The organism is Vibrio sp. V43_P6S15P86 (assembly GCF_009904725.1).
In the GTDB taxonomy this organism is placed as follows: Bacteria; Pseudomonadota; Gammaproteobacteria; order Enterobacterales; family Vibrionaceae; genus Vibrio; species Vibrio diabolicus.
In genome coordinates this window covers 1-18,301 of sequence record NZ_WXWT01000262.1, presented here as the reverse complement: position 1 = coordinate 18,301, position 18,301 = coordinate 1, and the positions used below count along the sequence as shown (strand labels likewise).

Sequence of the window (18,301 nt, the reverse complement as noted above, 5' to 3'; positions counted from 1 at the left end):
CTTGTAATCACTAATTCCAGCAAAAATTTGAACCGTTTTCTTTACTGGTTATTTTTACAGTTCTTAATGTTAAGCTAGCGTTCTTCAAGTTTTCTAAGGTTTCTCACATTTGAATATCCAACAAGGCTTTCTGCTTACTCGACAGGCACGAGACATCAAAGGTCAAACTCAAATCGAGCTGTGGCTTTCGACAGAAGCAGGTCCTACTCAGTTACTTATTAATGGTGAGAAGCCAGTATTTTTCATCGCTCAGAAACACTCAGAGCAAGCAAAAACACTCGCGCGAGAAAAAAACATACCCGTCGACATCCGCCTTTTGGATCTCAAAACGTTTGAACATACGCCTCTTGCTGCCTGCTATACCAATGTAACCAGAGACGCTCTCGCACTCAAAGACACATTCGCTCAAAAAGATATCACCACGTACGAAAGTGATATTCGCCTCGCCGATCGCTACCTCATGGAGCGTTTTATTAAAGGCAGTATTGAGTTTACAGGCAATGTGACTCGTACCAATGGCTACCAACGCGTCCAGAACGCAAAATGCCGTACGGGGCAATATGAGCCGAAGTTAAACGTTGTCTCGTTAGATCTAGAATGCTCTGAGAAAGGCATTCTTTACTCCATCGGATTAGACAGCGTCATGGATTCCCGCGTTATCATGATCGGAGAACCAGAACCTTCGGAGACACCGATACAATGGGTTAAGGATGAAAAAGCGCTTCTAGAAGCACTCATCGTTTGGTTTAAACAATTCGACCCCGATGTCATTGTCGGTTGGAGTGTCATTGATTTTGACTTTCGTCTGCTACACAAACGAGCAGAATGGCACAACATGAAGCTAATGCTTGGTAGAGCAGACCAAGCCAGCTTTTTCAGAAGTTCATCTCAAAGCCAACAAGGGTTTATTTCCATTCCCGGGCGAGTTGTAATGGACGGTATCGATACGTTAAAAACGGCGACTTATCACTTTCGGTCTTGGTCATTAGAGTCTGTATCTCAAGAACTCTTAGGGGAAGGGAAAGAAATCCACAACGTTCATGACCGCATGGATGAGATCAATCGTATGTACCGCTCCGACAAACCATCGCTGGCTAAATATAATTTACAAGACTGCGTGTTGGTGAACAAGATTTTCAATCACACTCACCTGCTCGACTTTGCAATTGAACGCTCTCGCCTCACTGGTGTAGAACTGGATCGTGTCGGTGGCTCGGTAGCGGCATTCACTAACTTATACATGCCGCAAATACACCGCGCAGGCTATGTTGCCCCGAACCTACACCCAGAAAATTGGATTGCGAGCCCCGGCGGTTACGTGATGGACTCCATCCCTAACCTATATGATTCCGTTTTAGTGTTGGACTTTAAGAGTCTATACCCATCGATTATTCGCTCTTTCTTGATTGATCCTATGGGTTTGGTTGAGGGGTTATTACTCGATATTGGAAAAGAAGATAATCAGGCTGTTCCTGGCTTTCGCGGTGGGCAGTTCCATCGTACGAAACACTTTTTACCAGAAATGATTGAAAAGCTTTGGGCAGCACGTGATGTTGCAAAGAAGAACAATGAAAAAGCTTTTTCTCAGGCAATCAAAATCATCATGAACTCCTTTTATGGCGTACTGGGTTCATCGGGATGTCGTTTCTTTGATACTCGGTTAGCTTCTAGTATTACCATGCGCGGACATGAAATCATGAAGCAAACTAAGGTGCTGATTGAGGAGCAAGGATATCAAGTGATTTACGGCGATACGGATTCCACATTCGTGTCGTTGAATCGACCATACAGTCAAGTAGAAGCCGACGCTGTTGGAAATCAATTAGTTGATTACATCAACTCTTGGTGGCAAGAACATCTGCGCTCTGAGTACAACCTAACATCTATGTTGGAAATTGAATATGAAACCCACTATCGCAGATTCCTTATGCCAACAATTCGTGGCGCAGAAACTGGCTCGAAAAAGCGCTATGCGGGTTTAATCGGTGAAGGAGAGCAAGAGCGGATTGTATTTAAAGGGTTAGAAAGTGCCCGGACTGACTGGACCTCGTTAGCACAGAAATTTCAAAATACGCTCTATAGAATGATTTTTCATGGTGAAGACCCAAGCGACTATGTCCGAAAGATGGTTGAGAAAACCAACAACGGTGAATTTGATGAACAGTTAGTGTATCAAAAGCGACTGCGCAGAAAGCTGCATGAGTATCAGAAGAACGTCCCGCCACAAGTGCGTGCAGCTCGTTTAGCGGATGAGATAAATGCCAAGCTTGGACGTCCATTACAGTATCAAAACAAAGGACGAATTGAATACATTATAACCGTGAACGGTCCTGAACCTTATGAGTACCTCAATAGCCCGATTGATTATCAACATTACATTGATAAACAACTCAAACCCGTTGCAGATGCGATTCTCCCTTTCATTGGGACGGATTTTGACAGGCTTTCAGCGCCTCAAATGGGGTTGTTTTAACCGATACGAAACTCTGTTTTCTGGTACTGTTTGACTAACCAATCACCAAACGCATCAATTAGCCCGATAACAGAACGCTTGGGAATACCCCGGCCAGAAAGTAAAATTTCTAGCCGCTCGATCTCAAGCTGCTTTTCAGGATGATAAGTTAAGAATACCTTGCCACATTGTATAGGGTCATCAAACCAACGTTTATCTCGATACATCACCAAAGAGTATGACGCTCTTAGTAACTTTTTAGCAATCACGCGCTGAGCGGCCACCTGCTCTTCTATCGTCTTCGCTTGTACGATTTTTTTGCGATACACCGTAATCCAATCTTCCACATCCATATTCCAGTGCTTAGCAATTTCCCAACTTGGGACGTAATCACCAAAACAGTCTGCTAGATCATCACCATAAACACAGACACAGCAATGCTTAAGCATAAAGCCCCAAGTGAAAATACTATCTAAATTAGCTACTTCGCTCACTAAGGCTGTACGGACCGATACACCATTAACTTGAGGGTAACTCTGCTGCGCACGCCACTTAATTGTGTTGAGCAAAGTCGCGCGATTGTGCTCAAAGGATGATTGAGTAACGACAACCAGGTCTAAGTTCGACCTCCCAGCGACCGCTGTTTTGCGAGCGACGCTACCATACACATAAACGCTGTGTAAGTTTTGCCCCAGTCCACCTTTGAGACAAGCGGTGACTTCTCTAATTAAAGGCGCAAACTCTGGTTGAAATGGTTGTTTAGGATCGATAACAGGCAGAGACATGACTTAAAACGTGATCTCAGATGGTTCAAGAAGTTGAGCTATATGTTCTCTTAGCCGACTCACTGAATCAAGTCCATTCAGGTGTTTAGTCATGGGAGTAACAACAAATTTCTGCAATGAATTTTAATGCTAGGCGGCTAACTTAGCGCTATAATCACCGAGTTTTGCTTAATAAGTACGAATAGGAATATACAATGCCAAAGGCAAGTGAAATCAAAAAAGGCTTCGCAATCGAGTCTAATGGTAAAACTCTTCTAGTTAAAGACATCGAAGTAACGACTCCTGGCGGTCGTGGCGGCGCTAAAATCTACAAAATGCGTTGTACAGATCTAAACACGGGCGCACGTGTAGATGAGCGTTACAAGTCTGATGACGTTGTTGAAACGGTAGAAATGAACAAACGTGCAGTTGTGTACTCATACGCTGACGGCGATGAGCACATCTTCATGGATAACGAAGACTACTCACAATACACATTCAAGCACAATGAAGTTGAAGACGACATGCTGTTCATCAACGAAGATACACAAGGTATCCACATTATCCTTGTTAACGGTGCTGCTGTGGGTATTGAACTACCATCTTCTGTTGAGCTAGTGATTGAAGAAACTGACCCGTCAATCAAAGGTGCTTCTGCATCTGCTCGTACTAAACCAGCACGCTTCGCTTCAGGTCTTGTCATCCAGGTTCCTGAGTACATTGCAACTGGTGACCGTGTTATCATTAACACAGCAGAACGTAAATACATGAGCCGAGCATAAGCATGTCTGATTTGATTTCTTACGACGACGTCATCGACGCAGCGTACGACATTTTCCTTGAGATGGCTCCAGATAACCTAGAGCCTGCTGACGTGATTCTGTTTACTGCGCAATTTGAAGATCGTGGTGCCGCAGAACTTGTTGAAACTGGTGATGACTGGGTTGAACATGTTGGCTTCGAGATCAACAAAGAAGTATATGCAGAGGTTCGTATCGGCCTAGTAAATGAGGAAAATGACGTTCTTGATGACGTATTTGCTCGTATGCTAATCAGCCGAGACCCAGAACATAAGTTCTGCCATATGCTTTGGAAACGCGATTAACGTTTCTTCATCATGAACAAAAATACCAGCCTAGTGCTGGTATTTTTTATCTGCTGTTTTTGTTTAGCTGCGATATTTTTTATCCAAAGTACCCTGCTCTATATCGATCGGCTTTAGATCCTTTTGTTATGTAACAGATAAGAAAAAGGCTTGCCGAATTGGCAAGCCTTTCTGATGTTTTGCTATCGATTAACGATGCTTGTTACGTGCGCCTTGGTCACCAGCAGTCTTCTTCGGCTTGCGACGAGAAGGGTTGTTGCTGCGGCCTTTTGGCGTGTTAACACGCTCTTCATGGCGCTTAACTGCGCGACGAATTTTTTGGCTGCGTGCACGCTCACGTTTGCGTGACGTGTTGTCTTTGTTCAGATCAAGCATGGTTTCTTTTTCTGGACGAAGCTCTACAAGCTCACGCAAGTAGTTTACTTCTTTCAGGTCAAGCTCCATCCAACCACCACGAGGCAGTTTCTTGTCTAGGAAGATGTCGCCGTAACGAACACGTTTCAGACGACTAACGGTACACTCTTGCGATTCCCATAGTCGACGAACTTCGCGGTTACGACCTTCGTTGATAACAACGTAAAACGTGTGGTTCATGCCTTCACCACCCGCGTAAACAACATCTTCAAAGCGAGCTAAACCGTCTTCCAGTTCAACACCTTTTACTAGATTACGAACTTTCTGTTCAGTTACTTCACCGAACACACGTACTAGGTATTCACGTTCAACTTGGCGGCTTGGGTGCATTAAGCGGTTCGCCAGTTCACCATCCGTTGTGAAAAGCAGAAGACCAGAAGTGTTCGCATCCAGACGACCAACTGAAATCCAACGAGAGCCACGAATTTTTGGCAGACGATCAAAAACAGTACGACGACCTTCTGGATCGTGACGAGTACACAGTTCACCTTCAGGTTTGTAGTACGCAAGTACACGACAAATCACTTCTTCTTGAATCTTTGCAGAGACAATGTGACCATCGATACGAACTACGCTGCTCTCGTCTTCAAGTCTTTCACCAAGCTTAGCGACTACACCGTTCACGCTAACGCGACCAGATTTAATTAACGATTCAATCTCACGACGAGAACCGTGACCAGCACGTGCTAATACTTTTTGTAACTTTTCGCTCATTTATCTACCTATGTGTCGTCTTCACAGACGTCTAGACCAGGATTGGTCTGTATTTTGCTAATTACCCATTTCAGTGGGATTTTTCGGTCCGACATTATACGTAACTTTCTCAGTTAATGTAAGCTAAATCGGCGCCATTCTCCACACCCAAAATTCACTTTAAAACGTCGAAAATATTTACTCTATTCTGCAACTTTTTTCCTACTTAATACTGATATTGCCCAGCGAGAATCCCACTAATATCGGTCTTCCCGAGCCACTTTAACCGTGCAGTACCTGATAAAATTGTCAGGGTTACAACGATAACCACTTGGGGTGTGTTTACTGTTCGTGTTGCTTTAAAAGCAACGAAGAATAAGCCGTCCCTGTTTGCTGCTAAGTAATACCAATCATCGTGGATAAATGAGCACTCATAGCAAGACAAGAAGCATCGGTAAGTCACTATTTACTATTAAAAATGACACTAACGTTATCGTGTATTTTAACTAGCTAGATTAGCTCTGCATTTTCGGCGATTGGCATAAATCAGACAAAAAGGAATAGAACAATGTCTATGCTAAATCTAGACCTAAATTGGATTTTTGGGACATCTCAAGATGACGATATGACCGGTACAAAAGGGTCTGAAACAACCGATATTTTCTTCGGCTTCTGTGGTGATGATAAGTTCGTAGGATACGGAGGCAATGATGTTGTCTTCGGGGGCTGGGGAGACGATACCTTGCTCGGTGGCCGAGGGAACGACTTTGTTTCTGGCGGCTTTGGCAACGACTTCCTATCGGGCGGATTAGGAAATGACAAGCTCTTTGGTGGTTGTGGCGATGATACAATTTTTGATTACTCAGGCAACAACTACTTGAGTGGGGGTTGGGGTAACGACACGCTCGTCGTTGGCGATGGTGAATCAGTACTGAGCGGCGGCTGTGGAGACGACACTTTCGTGCTTACAAACCGCCTGGCTATTGGTGTACCGGATCAACCTGTATCCTCCAACGATATTGATATTAAAGCCGATATTGTCGATTTTAATATTTTTCATGACAAACTTGTCTTCGATATGGGCAGAGACACCGACAATGATGGCATTCGAGATACGTTCTTGGATTCAGCGGATGATCTGACTTTATCTTATAATGAGTGTGGCTGGGCAGTATTCTCTAGTGATGAATACAATGTCGAAGTAACATTAAACGGCGTGAGCTCTGCATACATCAACTATGCTGAACAAAATGGTATCGACATTTTCGATTTCGCTTAATCTCAATCAGCGAAGTTCGCTGAGATACTCAATAATAAGAAACTAAAATAGGAGGCGCGATGCCTCCTATTTTGTTTGACGGTGGTGTACGTCTATTAGTCGAATTATTCGAATGGTGCCGGGTCACCTGATCCCAAACGCACCACAACAGGTTCACCTTCGCTAAAGTCAATGACGGTCGTAGGTTGTTCACCTAAGTAACCGCCATTAAGAATCACATCAACCGCATGTTCTAGTTTATCGCGAATATCTTCCGGATCAGACTCTGTTACGTCACTACCAGGTAGGATCAACGACGTAGACATCATCGGTTCACCTAATGCTTCCAACAAGTCCAAGGCAATTTGATTGTCTGGAACACGGATACCGATGGTCTTACGTTTCGCGTTCATCAAACGACGCGGCACTTCTTTCGTGCCTTTGAAGATGAAGGTGTAAGGACCTGGTGTGTTATTTTTCAGTAGTCGGAATGCAGAGTTATCCACTCGCGCATATAGAGAAAGTTCCGACAAATCACGACACAGTAATGTAAAGTTATGCTTATCATCCAGACGACGGATCTGACAGATTCGTTCCAGTGCCTGTTTGTTCTCCAACTGACAGCCAAGTGCGTACCCTGAATCGGTAGGGTACACCACAACGCCGCCGTTACGAATGATTGCTACTGCTTGATTAATCAAGCGAGCCTGTGGGTTTTCTGGGTGAACGTAAAAAAACTGGCTCATTGTAATTCCTCATTATCGAGCCTCTCGGCTCTATATTCTTATGTGGAGCTTGAATGCCGCCTTGTTGTGCTTTATCAAGTGACTTCAAGATTCAAAGTGTTGTTCAGTTCCAACGACAAGGAAAGCCACATTAATACCCAATATACACTTTCCAGTTATTTGATACTGAAACCCACGCTTTGAGGTTACTTTGATATATCCAACGAAGGATCAATACCCCAATCTTTCCAAACTGGTTCGACGCCTGCGGGCAACCAAAGGTTCCTTCCTAGCTCCATCCAAGGGGATGGGTAGTGAAAATCACTGCCTTGAGACGCTAATAGTTTGTATTGTATAGCATAATCAGCCAAGTTGCGCCTTTCTTGTTGCGCTTGCTGTGGCTGTGCAACTTCCATCGCATCGCCGTTTGCTTCTACAAACGCTGCTAGAAGACGCTTAATCCACTTCGCTGTCAACTTATATCTTCCAGGATGCGCTAATACCGCCAAACCACCAGCAGCATGGATAGCATCAACTGCATCTTTCATCGAGCACCAATTCGGTGGTACATAACCTGGGTTATTACGCGTTAGGTATTTTTTAAACACCATTTGCATGGTTTTTGCGTAACCATTATCCACCAACCATTTCGCGAAGTGCGCTCTCGTAACAGGCGCATCACCGGCGATCTGCCTTACTTCTTCGAGCACACCTTCCCGAGTTGCTTTTTGTAGTCGCTCTGCAATCAACTCTGACCTTGTTATGCGGTGCTGCTTCTGCTGCTCGATGAGGGCGGATAATTGTTCATTTTCCGGATCGATATTCAAACCGACAATATGAATGTCTTTGTTTTGCCAGACAGTCGATATCTCAATGCCGTTGATGATTTTGATCGGCAAATTATTGTCTTGAACGTGTTGCTTGGCTAATGCCAAGCCGTCAACCGTATCGTGATCAGTGATCGCCAAAACCTCGATATCAAAACTCAGCGCCCTTTCCACTAAATCTTTAGGCTCTAACCGACCGTCCGATGCAGTGGTGTGACTATGTAAATCAATTCTCATATTTTTATCGTTTTAATGCTGTTTTGGGGTTGACTTTTTACTCTCGCACTAGTTAACTAGTACACAAATACAAAGTGCGTAATTTAAGGTTCACCATGTTACAAGAATTTAACCAAAACCAAAAAGCGAAAGTTGCGGTTTGTCTTAATAAAGCAAACTCATCAGATCTTGCTTGGTGGCGCACTTGGACTAGTTCTTGGTGGGCAAACGTATACTTCTAGTTTATAGAACCAAACGTTGTAAAGCCCGCTACTTAAGCGGGCTTTTTTGTTTTGTTGCTCATTTCACATTCAACTGCCTAAACATTAATCGAATATGGCTAACTCTAGATTGGGGGAACGTTTGCTTTATGCGACTATGTACGGCAGGAAGATTTAGACAGCTACAAGGAGGTCTTGTGAATAAGGCCATAGAAATCAAGAAACTTGGATGCCTAGAAGTATTAAAGACTTCGGTTCCTTACACTCAAGACCCAACACGTTTGTTCCATACCATTTGTGAGAACAAAAGAGATAGCTTGCTTCTCGAATCCGCTGAAATTGATTCGAAACAGAATCTAAAATCACTTTTAATCGTCGATTCAGCGGTGCGCATCGTTTGTTACGGCCACACTGTAAACATGCAGGCGTTAACCAACAACGGTAAAAACCTACTGTCTCACCTAAACCAGAACATCCGTGGTGACGTTGAAAGTAAGTTCGATGGCGAAACGCTGACTTTGGAGTTTAGCCAGCCATGCGACACGTTAGATGAGGACTCTCGACTACGTGAAGCTTCTTCTTTTGACGCACTACGTTTAGTGCAACACAGCTTCGATATTTCACAGCAAGACAAACACGCTATTTTCCTTGGCGGTCTGTTTGCCTACGACTTAGTCGCAAACTTCGAGCCGCTTGGTAATGCAGAAGCAACCAATCAATGTCCAGATTACGTTTTCTACGTCGCCGAAACACTGCTGGTTGTCGACCATCAAACGGAATCTTGCCAGCTTCAAGCGACGTTGTTTGTTGACGGTTCAGAGAAAACAGCGTTAGAGACTCGTATTGCAGAAATCTGTGCACAATGCGCAGCGCCAAAACTGCTGCCAAATGCAGAGCAAATAACAGATGTAACGGTAGAGCCTAGCGTGTCTGATGCAGACTTCTGCCAAACTGTTCGCGACTTAAAAGAGTTCGTAGTGAAAGGCGATGTGTTCCAAGTTGTACCATCTCGCCGATTCACTCTACCTTGCCCTTCTCCACTCGCGGCTTACAAAGAACTGAAACAAAGTAACCCAAGCCCTTACATGTTCTACATGCAAGATGAGCTGTTCACTTTGTTTGGCGCATCACCAGAAAGCGCGCTTAAGTACGAAACCGACACCAACCAAATTGAAATCTACCCAATTGCAGGCACACGTCGCCGTGGTAAACGCCCGAATGGAGAGATCGATTTCGACCTAGATAGCCGCATCGAACTTGAACTGCGCACCGACATGAAAGAAAACGCAGAACACATGATGTTGGTTGACTTAGCACGTAACGACGTCGCTCGTATTGCTCAAGCTGGCACTCGCCACGTAGCAGACCTACTAAAAGTCGACCGCTACAGCCACGTAATGCACTTAGTATCTCGTGTGGTTGGTCAACTGCGTGAAGACCTAGACGCGCTGCACGCATATCAAGCATGTATGAACATGGGCACGCTCACTGGTGCACCAAAGATTCGTGCAATGCAGTTGATTCGCGACGTAGAAGGCGCACGACGCGGTAGCTACGGCGGTGCTGTGGGTTACCTTACCGGCGAAGGTACACTCGACACATGTATCGTAATTCGCTCAGCTTACGTTGAGAACGGCATTGCTCAAGTTCAAGCTGGTGCAGGCGTTGTGTTCGACTCTGATCCACAAGCGGAAGCAGACGAAACGCGCGGTAAAGCACAAGCGGTAATCTCTGCTATTCAAGCAGCGCATTCTCAACCTACGAACAAGGAGTAGCAGACATGGCGAACATCGTATTCATCGACAACTTTGACTCGTTCACCTACAACCTTGTGGATCAATTCCGCTCGCTAGGTCATTCAGTCAAGATTTACCGAAACAACATCCCAGCAGAAACCATTGAACAAGCGGTGAATGAGCTTGAAAACCCAGTGGTTCTGCTATCACCAGGTCCTGGTGCACCTTCAGAGGCAGGCTCAATGCCAGAGCTTATCCAACGTATGAAAGGCAAAGTACCGATGATCGGCATTTGTCTTGGTCACCAAGCGATTGTTGAAGCGTACGGCGGCACCGTTGCTGGCGCAGGCGAAATCATTCACGGTAAGGTCTCTATGATGGAGCACCAAAACCATGCGATTTACCAAAACCTACCATCACCACTTGCAATTGCACGTTACCACTCGCTGGTTGCGACCAAGGTTCCTGAGAGCCTAACCATCACAGCAGAAGTGGATGACTTGGTAATGTCTGTTGTACATGAAGAAGATAAAGTTTGCGGGTTCCAGTTCCACCCGGAATCTATTATGACGACCTACGGAGCAACACTGTTGGCCAATGCCATTGAATGGGCTCTTGAAGAACAAACTTCAGCGAACCCACTCACTGCTTAAAAAGCACTTGGCACATAAGAAATTTAGGAGAGGAAATATGGAAGCAATCATCAACCCTATTATTACCAAACTGTACGAGCAAGAATCGCTTACTCAGGAAGAGAGCCAACAGCTATTCGACATCATTATCCGTGGTGAACTAGATCCAATTTTAATGGCATCAGCACTGACAGCACTGAAAATCAAAGGCGAGACACCGGATGAAATTGCAGGTGCGGCAAAAGCACTGCTGGCAAACGCAAATCCATTCCCTCGCCCAGATTACGATTTCGCAGATATCGTAGGTACTGGCGGCGACGGTCACAACACCATCAACATTTCAACCACTGCGGCGTTTGTTGCTGCTGCATGTGGTCTAAAAGTAGCGAAACACGGTAACCGCAGCGTTTCGAGCAAATCGGGCTCTTCTGACCTTCTTGATTCATTTGGTATCAACCTAGCTATGAGCGCAGAAGATACGCGCAAAGCGGTAGATGATATTGGTGTTGCTTTCCTATTTGCACCTCAGTACCACGGTGGTGTGCGCCATGCGATGCCAGTGCGCCAAACCATGAAAACACGCACCATCTTTAACATTCTTGGCCCACTGATTAACCCTGCTCATCCTAATATCGAATTGATGGGCGTTTACAGTGAAGAACTGGTTCGTCCTATCGCAGAAACCATGCTACAAATGGGTATGAAGCGCGCCGCTGTAGTACACGGCAGTGGCTTGGACGAAGTAGCAATTCACGGTGAAACAACGGTTGCAGAAATCAAAGACGGTAAGATCACAGAATACAAACTAACGCCTGCAGACTTCGGTCTAGAAGCGCACCCACTAGAAGCGATCAAAGGTGGCGATCCTGAAGAAAACAAAGCAATCATTACCAATATTCTGACGGGTAAAGGTACAGACGCACAATTGGGTGCAGTGGCGGTGAACGTTGCTCTGCTAATGCGTCTATTCGGCCACGAAGATTTAAAAGCCAACACGCAACAAGCGATTGAGGCAATGAATTCAGGCAAAGCGTACCAATTGGTACAACAACTTGCCGCACACGCTTAAGGAATTGAAGAAGATGACTGACTTCAACACTCAGCAAGCTGACAACCTGTCTGAACACGTTTCTAAGAAAGAAGCAGAAATGGCAGAAGTACTGGCGAAAATTGTCCGCGACAAATATCAGTGGGTAGCAGACCGTAAGGTGTCTCAACCGCTAAGCACATTTCAGTCTGATTTGCTGCCATCGGACCGCAGCTTCTACGATGCTCTGAGTGGCGAAAAGACAGCCTTTATCACCGAATGTAAGAAGGCATCTCCTTCTAAAGGTTTGATTCGTGATCACTTTGACTTGGATTACATTGCATCGGTTTACAACAACCATGCCGATGCCATTTCAGTCCTAACAGACGAGAAGTACTTCCAAGGTAACTTTGACTTTCTTCCTCAAGTGCGTGGTCAAGTCAAACAACCCGTTCTGTGTAAAGACTTCATGGTGGACACCTACCAAGTTTACCTAGCGCGTCATTACAGTGCTGATGCTGTCTTGCTAATGCTGTCTGTCCTCAATGATGAAGAGTACAAAGTCCTAGAAGAAGCAGCACACAGCCTGAACATGGGTATCCTGACCGAAGTCAGCAACGAAGAAGAGCTTCATCGCGCGGTTAAGTTAGGAGCGCGTGTTATCGGAATCAATAATCGTAACTTGCGCGACCTAAGTACTGATTTGAATCGTACTAAAGAACTGGCACCGACAATTCGCGAATTAGCACCAAACGCGACCGTGATTTCAGAGTCTGGCATTTATACGCATCAACAAGTTCGTGATTTAGCGGAATACGCAGACGGCTTCTTGATTGGTAGTTCGCTGATGGCGGAAGACAACCTTGAACTTGCAGTACGTAAAGTGACGTTAGGCGAAAACAAAGTGTGTGGCTTAACGCATCCGGATGATGCAGCAAAAGCATATCAAGCTGGCGCGGTATTTGGTGGCCTGATTTTTGTCGAGAAGTCGAAGCGTGCGGTCGACCTTGAAGGTGCTCGCTTAACCATGAGCGGTGCTCCACTGAATTACGTTGGCGTTTTCCAAAATCACGATATCGATTTTGTTGCTTCAGTCGCAACCTCTTTGGGTTTAAAAGCAGTTCAGCTGCACGGTCAAGAAGACCAAGCTTACGTAAACCAACTCAAAGCCGAACTGCCAACAACAGTAGAAATTTGGAAAGCTTATGGCGTGACTGATGCCAAGCCAGAACTGCTTGCAGACCACATTGACCGCCATCTATTAGATACGCAAGTTGGCACTCAAACTGGCGGAACTGGTCAAGTGTTCGACTGGTCACTGATCGGCGACCCAAGTCAAATTATGCTAGCGGGCGGACTGTCGCCAGAAAATGCTCAACAAGCAGCGACACTAGGTTGCTTGGGATTAGATTTAAACTCTGGTGTAGAAAGCGCGCCAGGCAAAAAAGATTCACAGAAGTTGCTCGCGGCCTTCACCGCCATTCGCAACTACTAAAGCTGGACATCAGCTAAAAAATTTAAAGCTATTCGTAGCGAAAAATACGAGAAGGAATATAACGATGGCAAAACTGAATGCCTACTTTGGCGAATACGGCGGTCAGTACGTTCCGCAAATTCTAGTTCCAGCACTGGAGCAACTAGAGCAAGCGTTTATCGACGCGCAAGAAGATCCAGAATTCCGCAGCGAATTCATGACGCTTCTTCAAGAGTATGCGGGCCGTCCAACGGCTTTGACTCTAACTCGTAACCTAACTAAAGGTACGAAAACCAAACTGTACCTAAAACGTGAAGACCTGCTTCACGGTGGTGCCCACAAGACTAACCAAGTGTTGGGTCAAGCGCTACTTGCGAAACGCATGGGCAAAAACGAAATCATCGCTGAAACTGGCGCAGGTCAACACGGTGTTGCAACCGCACTAGCGTGTGCACTGCTTGGTCTTAAGTGTCGCGTTTACATGGGTGCAAAAGACGTTGAGCGTCAAAGCCCGAACGTATTCCGTATGAAACTAATGGGTGCAGAAGTCATTCCTGTCCACTCGGGTTCAGCAACGCTTAAAGACGCATGTAACGAAGCGCTGCGCGACTGGTCTGCAACTTATGAAGATGCGCACTACCTACTAGGTACAGCGGCAGGCCCTCACCCATTCCCAACCATCGTGCGTGACTTCCAACGCATGATTGGTGAAGAAACGAAGAATCAGATTTTGGCACGTGAAGGTCGTCTTCCTGACGCCGTTATCGCGTGTGTGGGCGGTGGTTCAAACGCGATTGGTATGTTTGCTGACTTCATCGAAGAAGAAAGCGTTCGCCTCATTGGTGTTGAGCCAGCAGGTAAAGGTATCGATACCGACCAACACGGCGCACCGCTTAAACATGGTAAAACGGGTATCTTCTTTGGTATGAAAGCGCCATTGATGCAAGATCCAAACGGCCAAGTAGAAGAGTCTTACTCGGTATCCGCTGGCCTTGATTTCCCTTCAGTAGGTCCACAGCACGCACACCTAAACGCAATTGGCCGTGCAGAATACGACAACGTAACTGACGACGAAGCGCTCGAGGCATTCCAAGAACTGGCTCGCAGCGAAGGGATCATCCCAGCTCTAGAGTCTTCTCACGCTCTAGCTCATGCATTGCGCATGGCTCGTGAGAATCCTGAGAAAGAACAACTATTGGTCGTAAACCTATCTGGTCGTGGTGACAAAGACATCTTCACCGTACACGCCATCCTAGAAGAAAAAGGAGTGATTTAATGAGCCGTTATGAGAAGATGTTTGCGCGTCTAAACGAAAAAAACCAAGGCGCATTTGTACCGTTCGTAACGGTTTGCGATCCAGACGCAGAACAATCTTACAAGATCATGGAAACCCTCGTTGAGTCTGGCGCAGACGCCCTTGAACTTGGTATTCCATTTTCAGATCCGCTTGCAGATGGCCCAACCATCCAAGGCGCTAACATTCGTGCGCTGGATTCAGGCGCTACACCAGATATCTGCTTTGAACAAATTGGTAAGATTCGTGCTAAATACCCAGATCTGCCTATTGGCCTTCTGATGTACGCGAACCTAGTTTACTCACGCGGTGTCGAAAACTTCTACGAGCGCTGTGCAAAAGCAGGCATCGATTCTGTTTTGATTGCAGACGTACCAACCAATGAAAGTGCAGAGTTTGTTGCAGCAGCAGAGAAGTTTGGTATTCACCCAATCTTCATCGCACCACCTACAGCCAGTGACGAAACACTGAAGCAAGTATCAGAACTGGGTGGTGGCTACACTTACTTGCTTTCTCGTGCTGGCGTGACAGGCGCAGAGACAAAAGCAAATATGCCAGTTGGTCGCATGTTAGATAGATTAAACCAGTTCGATGCACCACCAGCGCTGCTTGGCTTCGGTATTTCTGAACCAGCACAGGTGAAACAAGCAATAGAGTCCAGCGCAGCAGGGGCCATCTCCGGCTCAGCTGTGGTGAAAATCATTGAAGCGAATGTCGAGCAGCCACAAATTATGCTCGATAAACTTGGTGATTTTGTGTCAGCGATGAAAGCTGCCACTCAGAAATAATTTCCATTTGATGTAACGCTATAGCGCCCGCTTAACATTCTGTTTAGTGGGCGTTTTCTTACTATAGCGTTTATACCACGTCATTTTTTGTTCAACGCCCGCACTTTCCAAATCTATCTCAAGCAAAGCACTCAAAGAGTGTTAAGCTTGGGTAACTTAACTAACTCAATAAAGCAATGTGTAGTAAGGTTGCTACATGGAAGAAGTCAAAACACTGCTAGCCAAATGTCCTGTACTATCAGGGCTGCCAGATAAAGGGCTTAGTGAAGCAGCGCAAATGACTAAGGTTCGCTGCTTCGACGAAAAAGCACTGATTTGCAATAAAGGGGAACCTCAATCTTCTCTTATGGTCATTGCACAGGGTGCCGTACGAATTAATTCGATGAGTTCAAAAGGCAAAGAAGTCACATTAATGATTTTCGAGGCAGGAGGCTGGTTTGGAGACAATGTTTTTTCTCCCGGCATGCCCCGTATTTTTGGCGCAACCGCGCATTCGGGAGTGACCTTACTGGAACTACCTGGTGATAAATTTCGCCAATTACTCGCCAAATATCCTCAAAGTTACCCTACGATTCTCGACTTACTTAGCCGCCGCTTATGGTCTGCCATTTCTGTTATCGAAGATGATGCGATTAGAGGAATCGAAGAGCGGATTGCAAGAAGGTTGCTGTTGCTTGCTGAATACCAACACAACCAAGCTATCAATACTCAGCCGTGTGTCGTGAGAGTGACTAGAGAGCATATCGCCAACATGATGGGGCTAACTCGTCAAAGTGTTCATAAAGTACTAAAAAACTTAGAGAGTATTGGGATGCTAGAACTGAAATATGGTTCAGTGACCATTACTAATCCAAAACGCTTAGAAGCGCACATAAAACAACTCGAACAATAGAGTAAACAGATAGTTCATGTGTACACGCTAGCGAGAGATTGCCATCTTCTATTCTTGAGTAACGTGCACAACACCACTCGCTCCAAACAAGTGGCGCTGTGACCCGAAGTTCATTGAATTGACTAAGCCACATTCAATTCAGATTTCAATTCACGCTTTAAAATCTTTCCTGTTGCACTCATCGGGAGATGCTCACGAATTTCAACATAACGAGGATATTTAAAAGAGGCTAACTGCTCTTTGCCCCACTTTTGTAATGTTTCCGCGTCAATGTACTCTCCCGGTTTAAGCACAACGTAAGCCTTTATCTCTTCGCCATACTCTTCATTTGGAATCCCTATCACCGCTACCATTGAGATTGCAGGATGAGTCATAAACACTTCTTCAATTTCTCTAGGGTAAACGTTAAATCCACCTCGAATGATCAGATCTTTCATTCTATCGACGATAAATAGATTACCTGAACTGTCAAAACGGCCAACATCACCAGTATGGAACCAGCCATTTTGTAGCGCGGATTCAGTGACTTCCGGGCGGTCAAGGTATCCCTTCATAACATTATGCCCACGCACAACAATCTCACCTTCTTCACCGACCGGTAGCGCATTGCCTTCAATGTCGACAACTTTTACTTCAACGCCTTGAATCGCTTGACCTACCGATCCTGGTATACGTTCCTGATCTAAATGATTAAAACATGCAATAGGACTTGTTTCTGATAACCCGTATCCTTCAAGAATTGGGACATTAAATTGTTCCTCAAAGGATCTAAAGATTTCGGTTGGCAACGGGGCTCCACCGCTGATAGCAACACGTAGTGAGGATGTATCAAATTGGTGCTGGACATGAAGCAAGCCGATATACATCGTTGGCACTCCAGCAAACAACGTCACTTTGTGTTTTTCCATCAGCTCAAGAACATGTTTAGGCTCAAACCTAGGCACTAACACCAAGGTTGCCCCACCCAAAACACTGGCATTTAAGTGGACGGTTTGACCAAAGGTATGAAATAAAGGCAAAGTTACTAGGTGAATATCATCGGCCTGGCTGCCCATAATGTTTTGTGCCACCAGAGCATTCATTATGATGTTCTGCTGCGTCAGTTCAGCTCCTTTTGGTAAGCCTGTCGTCCCTGATGTATACAAAATAACACAAGTATCATCCGCATTACGCGGTACATAATCTGACAATGGTTCTGCATCCGCTATAAACGCATTGAGAGTTGGCACACCGTTCCATTCGTTTTCAACTTGAGATTGAGTCATCACGACCATATTTTCACATATCTCGGCCTGCTCAAACGCTTTAACCCCCTCTTTTGCCATTGGCAGTTCTGCTGTCCCTTCAAAACAGAAGTAAAACTTCGCTTTTGAATCTTCTAAGTGATACTTAATTTCTCGCGCTTTCAAAAGCACATTTAATGGGACAGCAACCGCGCCAGCTTTTTGTATCGCATAATAAACAAACGCGAAAAAAGGAATGTTTGGGCATGAGAGAGCAATACGATCGCCCGGAACGACCCCTTTGTTGATTAAAGATGCCGCGATCTTTCCGGTAATCGCATCAAACTGCGCATAAGTTATCTCGACATCACCACATATCAACGCCGTCTTATCTGGTTTACTCGCAGCATTTCTTTGTAATGCAGCAGCAAGATTCATCATAATCGCTTCACCTCTTACTTGTTGATTTTCGTTTTATCGGCTCGGGAGCATTAACAGAGAGAGCACTCCCCTACACTAAAATGTTGGCACTTAATATTTGTCTCGCCCATTTCTGATTA

At 45.3% G+C, this 18,301-nt stretch carries 17 protein-coding genes and 1 other annotated feature; of the genes, 12 read left to right on the top strand and 5 right to left on the bottom strand.

The window, feature by feature from the left end; genetic code table 11:
- Positions 1–109 precede the first annotated feature (109 nt).
- Positions 110–2,473 (top strand): DNA polymerase II, encoded by a 2,364-nt coding sequence (locus tag CAG69_RS11900; protein ID WP_161444341.1) that lies wholly within the window; start codon positions 110–112, stop codon positions 2,471–2,473.
- Here the strand turns inward: CAG69_RS11900 and CAG69_RS11895 are convergent.
- The gene (locus CAG69_RS11895) at positions 2,470–3,237 is read right to left on the bottom strand and encodes a hypothetical protein (RefSeq protein WP_012841624.1); all 768 of its coding nucleotides are present in this window, start codon (positions 3,235–3,237) and stop codon (positions 2,470–2,472) included. The two genes, CAG69_RS11900 and CAG69_RS11895, sit on opposite strands and share 4 nt — an antisense overlap.
- A 194-nt stretch (positions 3,238–3,431) precedes the next feature.
- Between CAG69_RS11895 and efpL the strand changes: the two genes are divergently transcribed.
- Together efpL and CAG69_RS11885 are read left to right on the top strand one after the other, a co-directional pair.
- Positions 3,432–3,998 (top strand): elongation factor P-like protein EfpL, encoded by a 567-nt coding sequence (gene efpL / locus CAG69_RS11890; RefSeq protein WP_005376801.1) that lies wholly within the window; start codon positions 3,432–3,434, stop codon positions 3,996–3,998.
- A gap of 2 nt (positions 3,999–4,000) precedes the next feature.
- Positions 4,001–4,321 (top strand): HI1450 family dsDNA-mimic protein, encoded by a 321-nt coding sequence (locus CAG69_RS11885; RefSeq protein ID WP_139059401.1) that lies wholly within the window; start codon positions 4,001–4,003, stop codon positions 4,319–4,321.
- Between the two features lie 189 nt (positions 4,322–4,510).
- Here CAG69_RS11885 and rluB read toward each other — a convergent pair whose 3' ends face one another.
- Positions 4,511–5,449 carry a 23S rRNA pseudouridine(2605) synthase RluB gene (gene rluB / locus CAG69_RS11880; RefSeq protein ID WP_005376798.1) on the bottom strand — a complete coding sequence of 313 codons (939 nt, stop codon included), beginning with the start codon at positions 5,447–5,449 and terminating at the stop codon, positions 4,511–4,513.
- A gap of 547 nt (positions 5,450–5,996) precedes the next feature.
- Here rluB and CAG69_RS11875 point away from each other — a divergent pair.
- Positions 5,997–6,707: a calcium-binding protein gene (locus tag CAG69_RS11875; RefSeq protein WP_005394815.1), complete on the top strand. Its 711-nt coding sequence runs from the start codon at positions 5,997–5,999 to the stop codon at positions 6,705–6,707.
- Between the two features lie 104 nt (positions 6,708–6,811).
- On the opposite strand, the gene CAG69_RS11870 is transcribed toward CAG69_RS11875, so the two are convergent.
- Positions 6,812–7,432, bottom strand: coding sequence for an L-threonylcarbamoyladenylate synthase (locus CAG69_RS11870; protein ID WP_005376791.1), 621 nt, complete (start codon positions 7,430–7,432; stop codon positions 6,812–6,814).
- Between the two features lie 185 nt (positions 7,433–7,617).
- Positions 7,618–8,475, bottom strand: a complete 858-nt coding sequence (gene rnm, locus CAG69_RS11865) for an RNase RNM (protein WP_005394817.1) — start codon at positions 8,473–8,475, stop codon at positions 7,618–7,620.
- A gap of 95 nt (positions 8,476–8,570) precedes the next feature.
- Here rnm and CAG69_RS11860 point away from each other — a divergent pair, with 95 nt between their 5' ends.
- From CAG69_RS11860 to CAG69_RS11825, 8 genes are all read left to right on the top strand, one after another.
- A complete protein-coding gene (locus CAG69_RS11860) occupies positions 8,571–8,696 on the top strand; it encodes a trp operon leader peptide (protein WP_005376787.1) in 126 nt (41 codons plus the stop codon).
- Positions 8,643–8,746 (top strand) — a sequence feature (Trp leader region). Its footprint overlaps the gene before it by 54 nt.
- A gap of 126 nt (positions 8,747–8,872) precedes the next feature.
- On the top strand, positions 8,873–10,450 hold the full coding sequence (locus CAG69_RS11855; protein ID WP_161444339.1) for an anthranilate synthase component 1: 1,578 nt from the start codon (positions 8,873–8,875) through the stop codon (positions 10,448–10,450).
- Positions 10,451–10,455: 5 nt separating this feature from the next.
- Entirely contained in the window at positions 10,456–11,064 is a 609-nt protein-coding gene (locus tag CAG69_RS11850) for an aminodeoxychorismate/anthranilate synthase component II (protein WP_161444337.1), read from the top strand.
- Positions 11,065–11,101: 37 nt separating this feature from the next.
- Positions 11,102–12,112, top strand: a complete 1,011-nt coding sequence (gene trpD / locus CAG69_RS11845; RefSeq protein ID WP_161444335.1) for an anthranilate phosphoribosyltransferase — start codon at positions 11,102–11,104, stop codon at positions 12,110–12,112.
- 13 nt (positions 12,113–12,125) lie between these two features.
- Positions 12,126–13,565: a bifunctional indole-3-glycerol-phosphate synthase TrpC/phosphoribosylanthranilate isomerase TrpF gene (gene trpCF, locus CAG69_RS11840; RefSeq protein WP_161444333.1), complete on the top strand. Its 1,440-nt coding sequence runs from the start codon at positions 12,126–12,128 to the stop codon at positions 13,563–13,565.
- Positions 13,566–13,629: 64 nt separating this feature from the next.
- The gene (gene trpB / locus CAG69_RS11835) at positions 13,630–14,820 is read left to right on the top strand and encodes a tryptophan synthase subunit beta (RefSeq protein WP_005394827.1); all 1,191 of its coding nucleotides are present in this window, start codon (positions 13,630–13,632) and stop codon (positions 14,818–14,820) included.
- Positions 14,820–15,626 carry a tryptophan synthase subunit alpha gene (gene trpA / locus CAG69_RS11830; protein ID WP_161444331.1) on the top strand — a complete coding sequence of 269 codons (807 nt, stop codon included), beginning with the start codon at positions 14,820–14,822 and terminating at the stop codon, positions 15,624–15,626. The genes trpB and trpA overlap by 1 nt, the downstream gene beginning before the upstream one ends.
- Positions 15,627–15,822: 196 nt before the next feature.
- Positions 15,823–16,518 carry a Crp/Fnr family transcriptional regulator gene (locus tag CAG69_RS11825; RefSeq protein ID WP_161444329.1) on the top strand — a complete coding sequence of 232 codons (696 nt, stop codon included), beginning with the start codon at positions 15,823–15,825 and terminating at the stop codon, positions 16,516–16,518.
- 122 nt (positions 16,519–16,640) lie between these two features.
- Here the strand turns inward: CAG69_RS11825 and CAG69_RS11820 are convergent, their stop codons facing one another.
- Positions 16,641–18,182 (bottom strand): long-chain-fatty-acid--CoA ligase, encoded by a 1,542-nt coding sequence (locus tag CAG69_RS11820; protein WP_161444327.1) that lies wholly within the window; start codon positions 18,180–18,182, stop codon positions 16,641–16,643.
- Positions 18,183–18,301 lie beyond the last annotated feature (119 nt).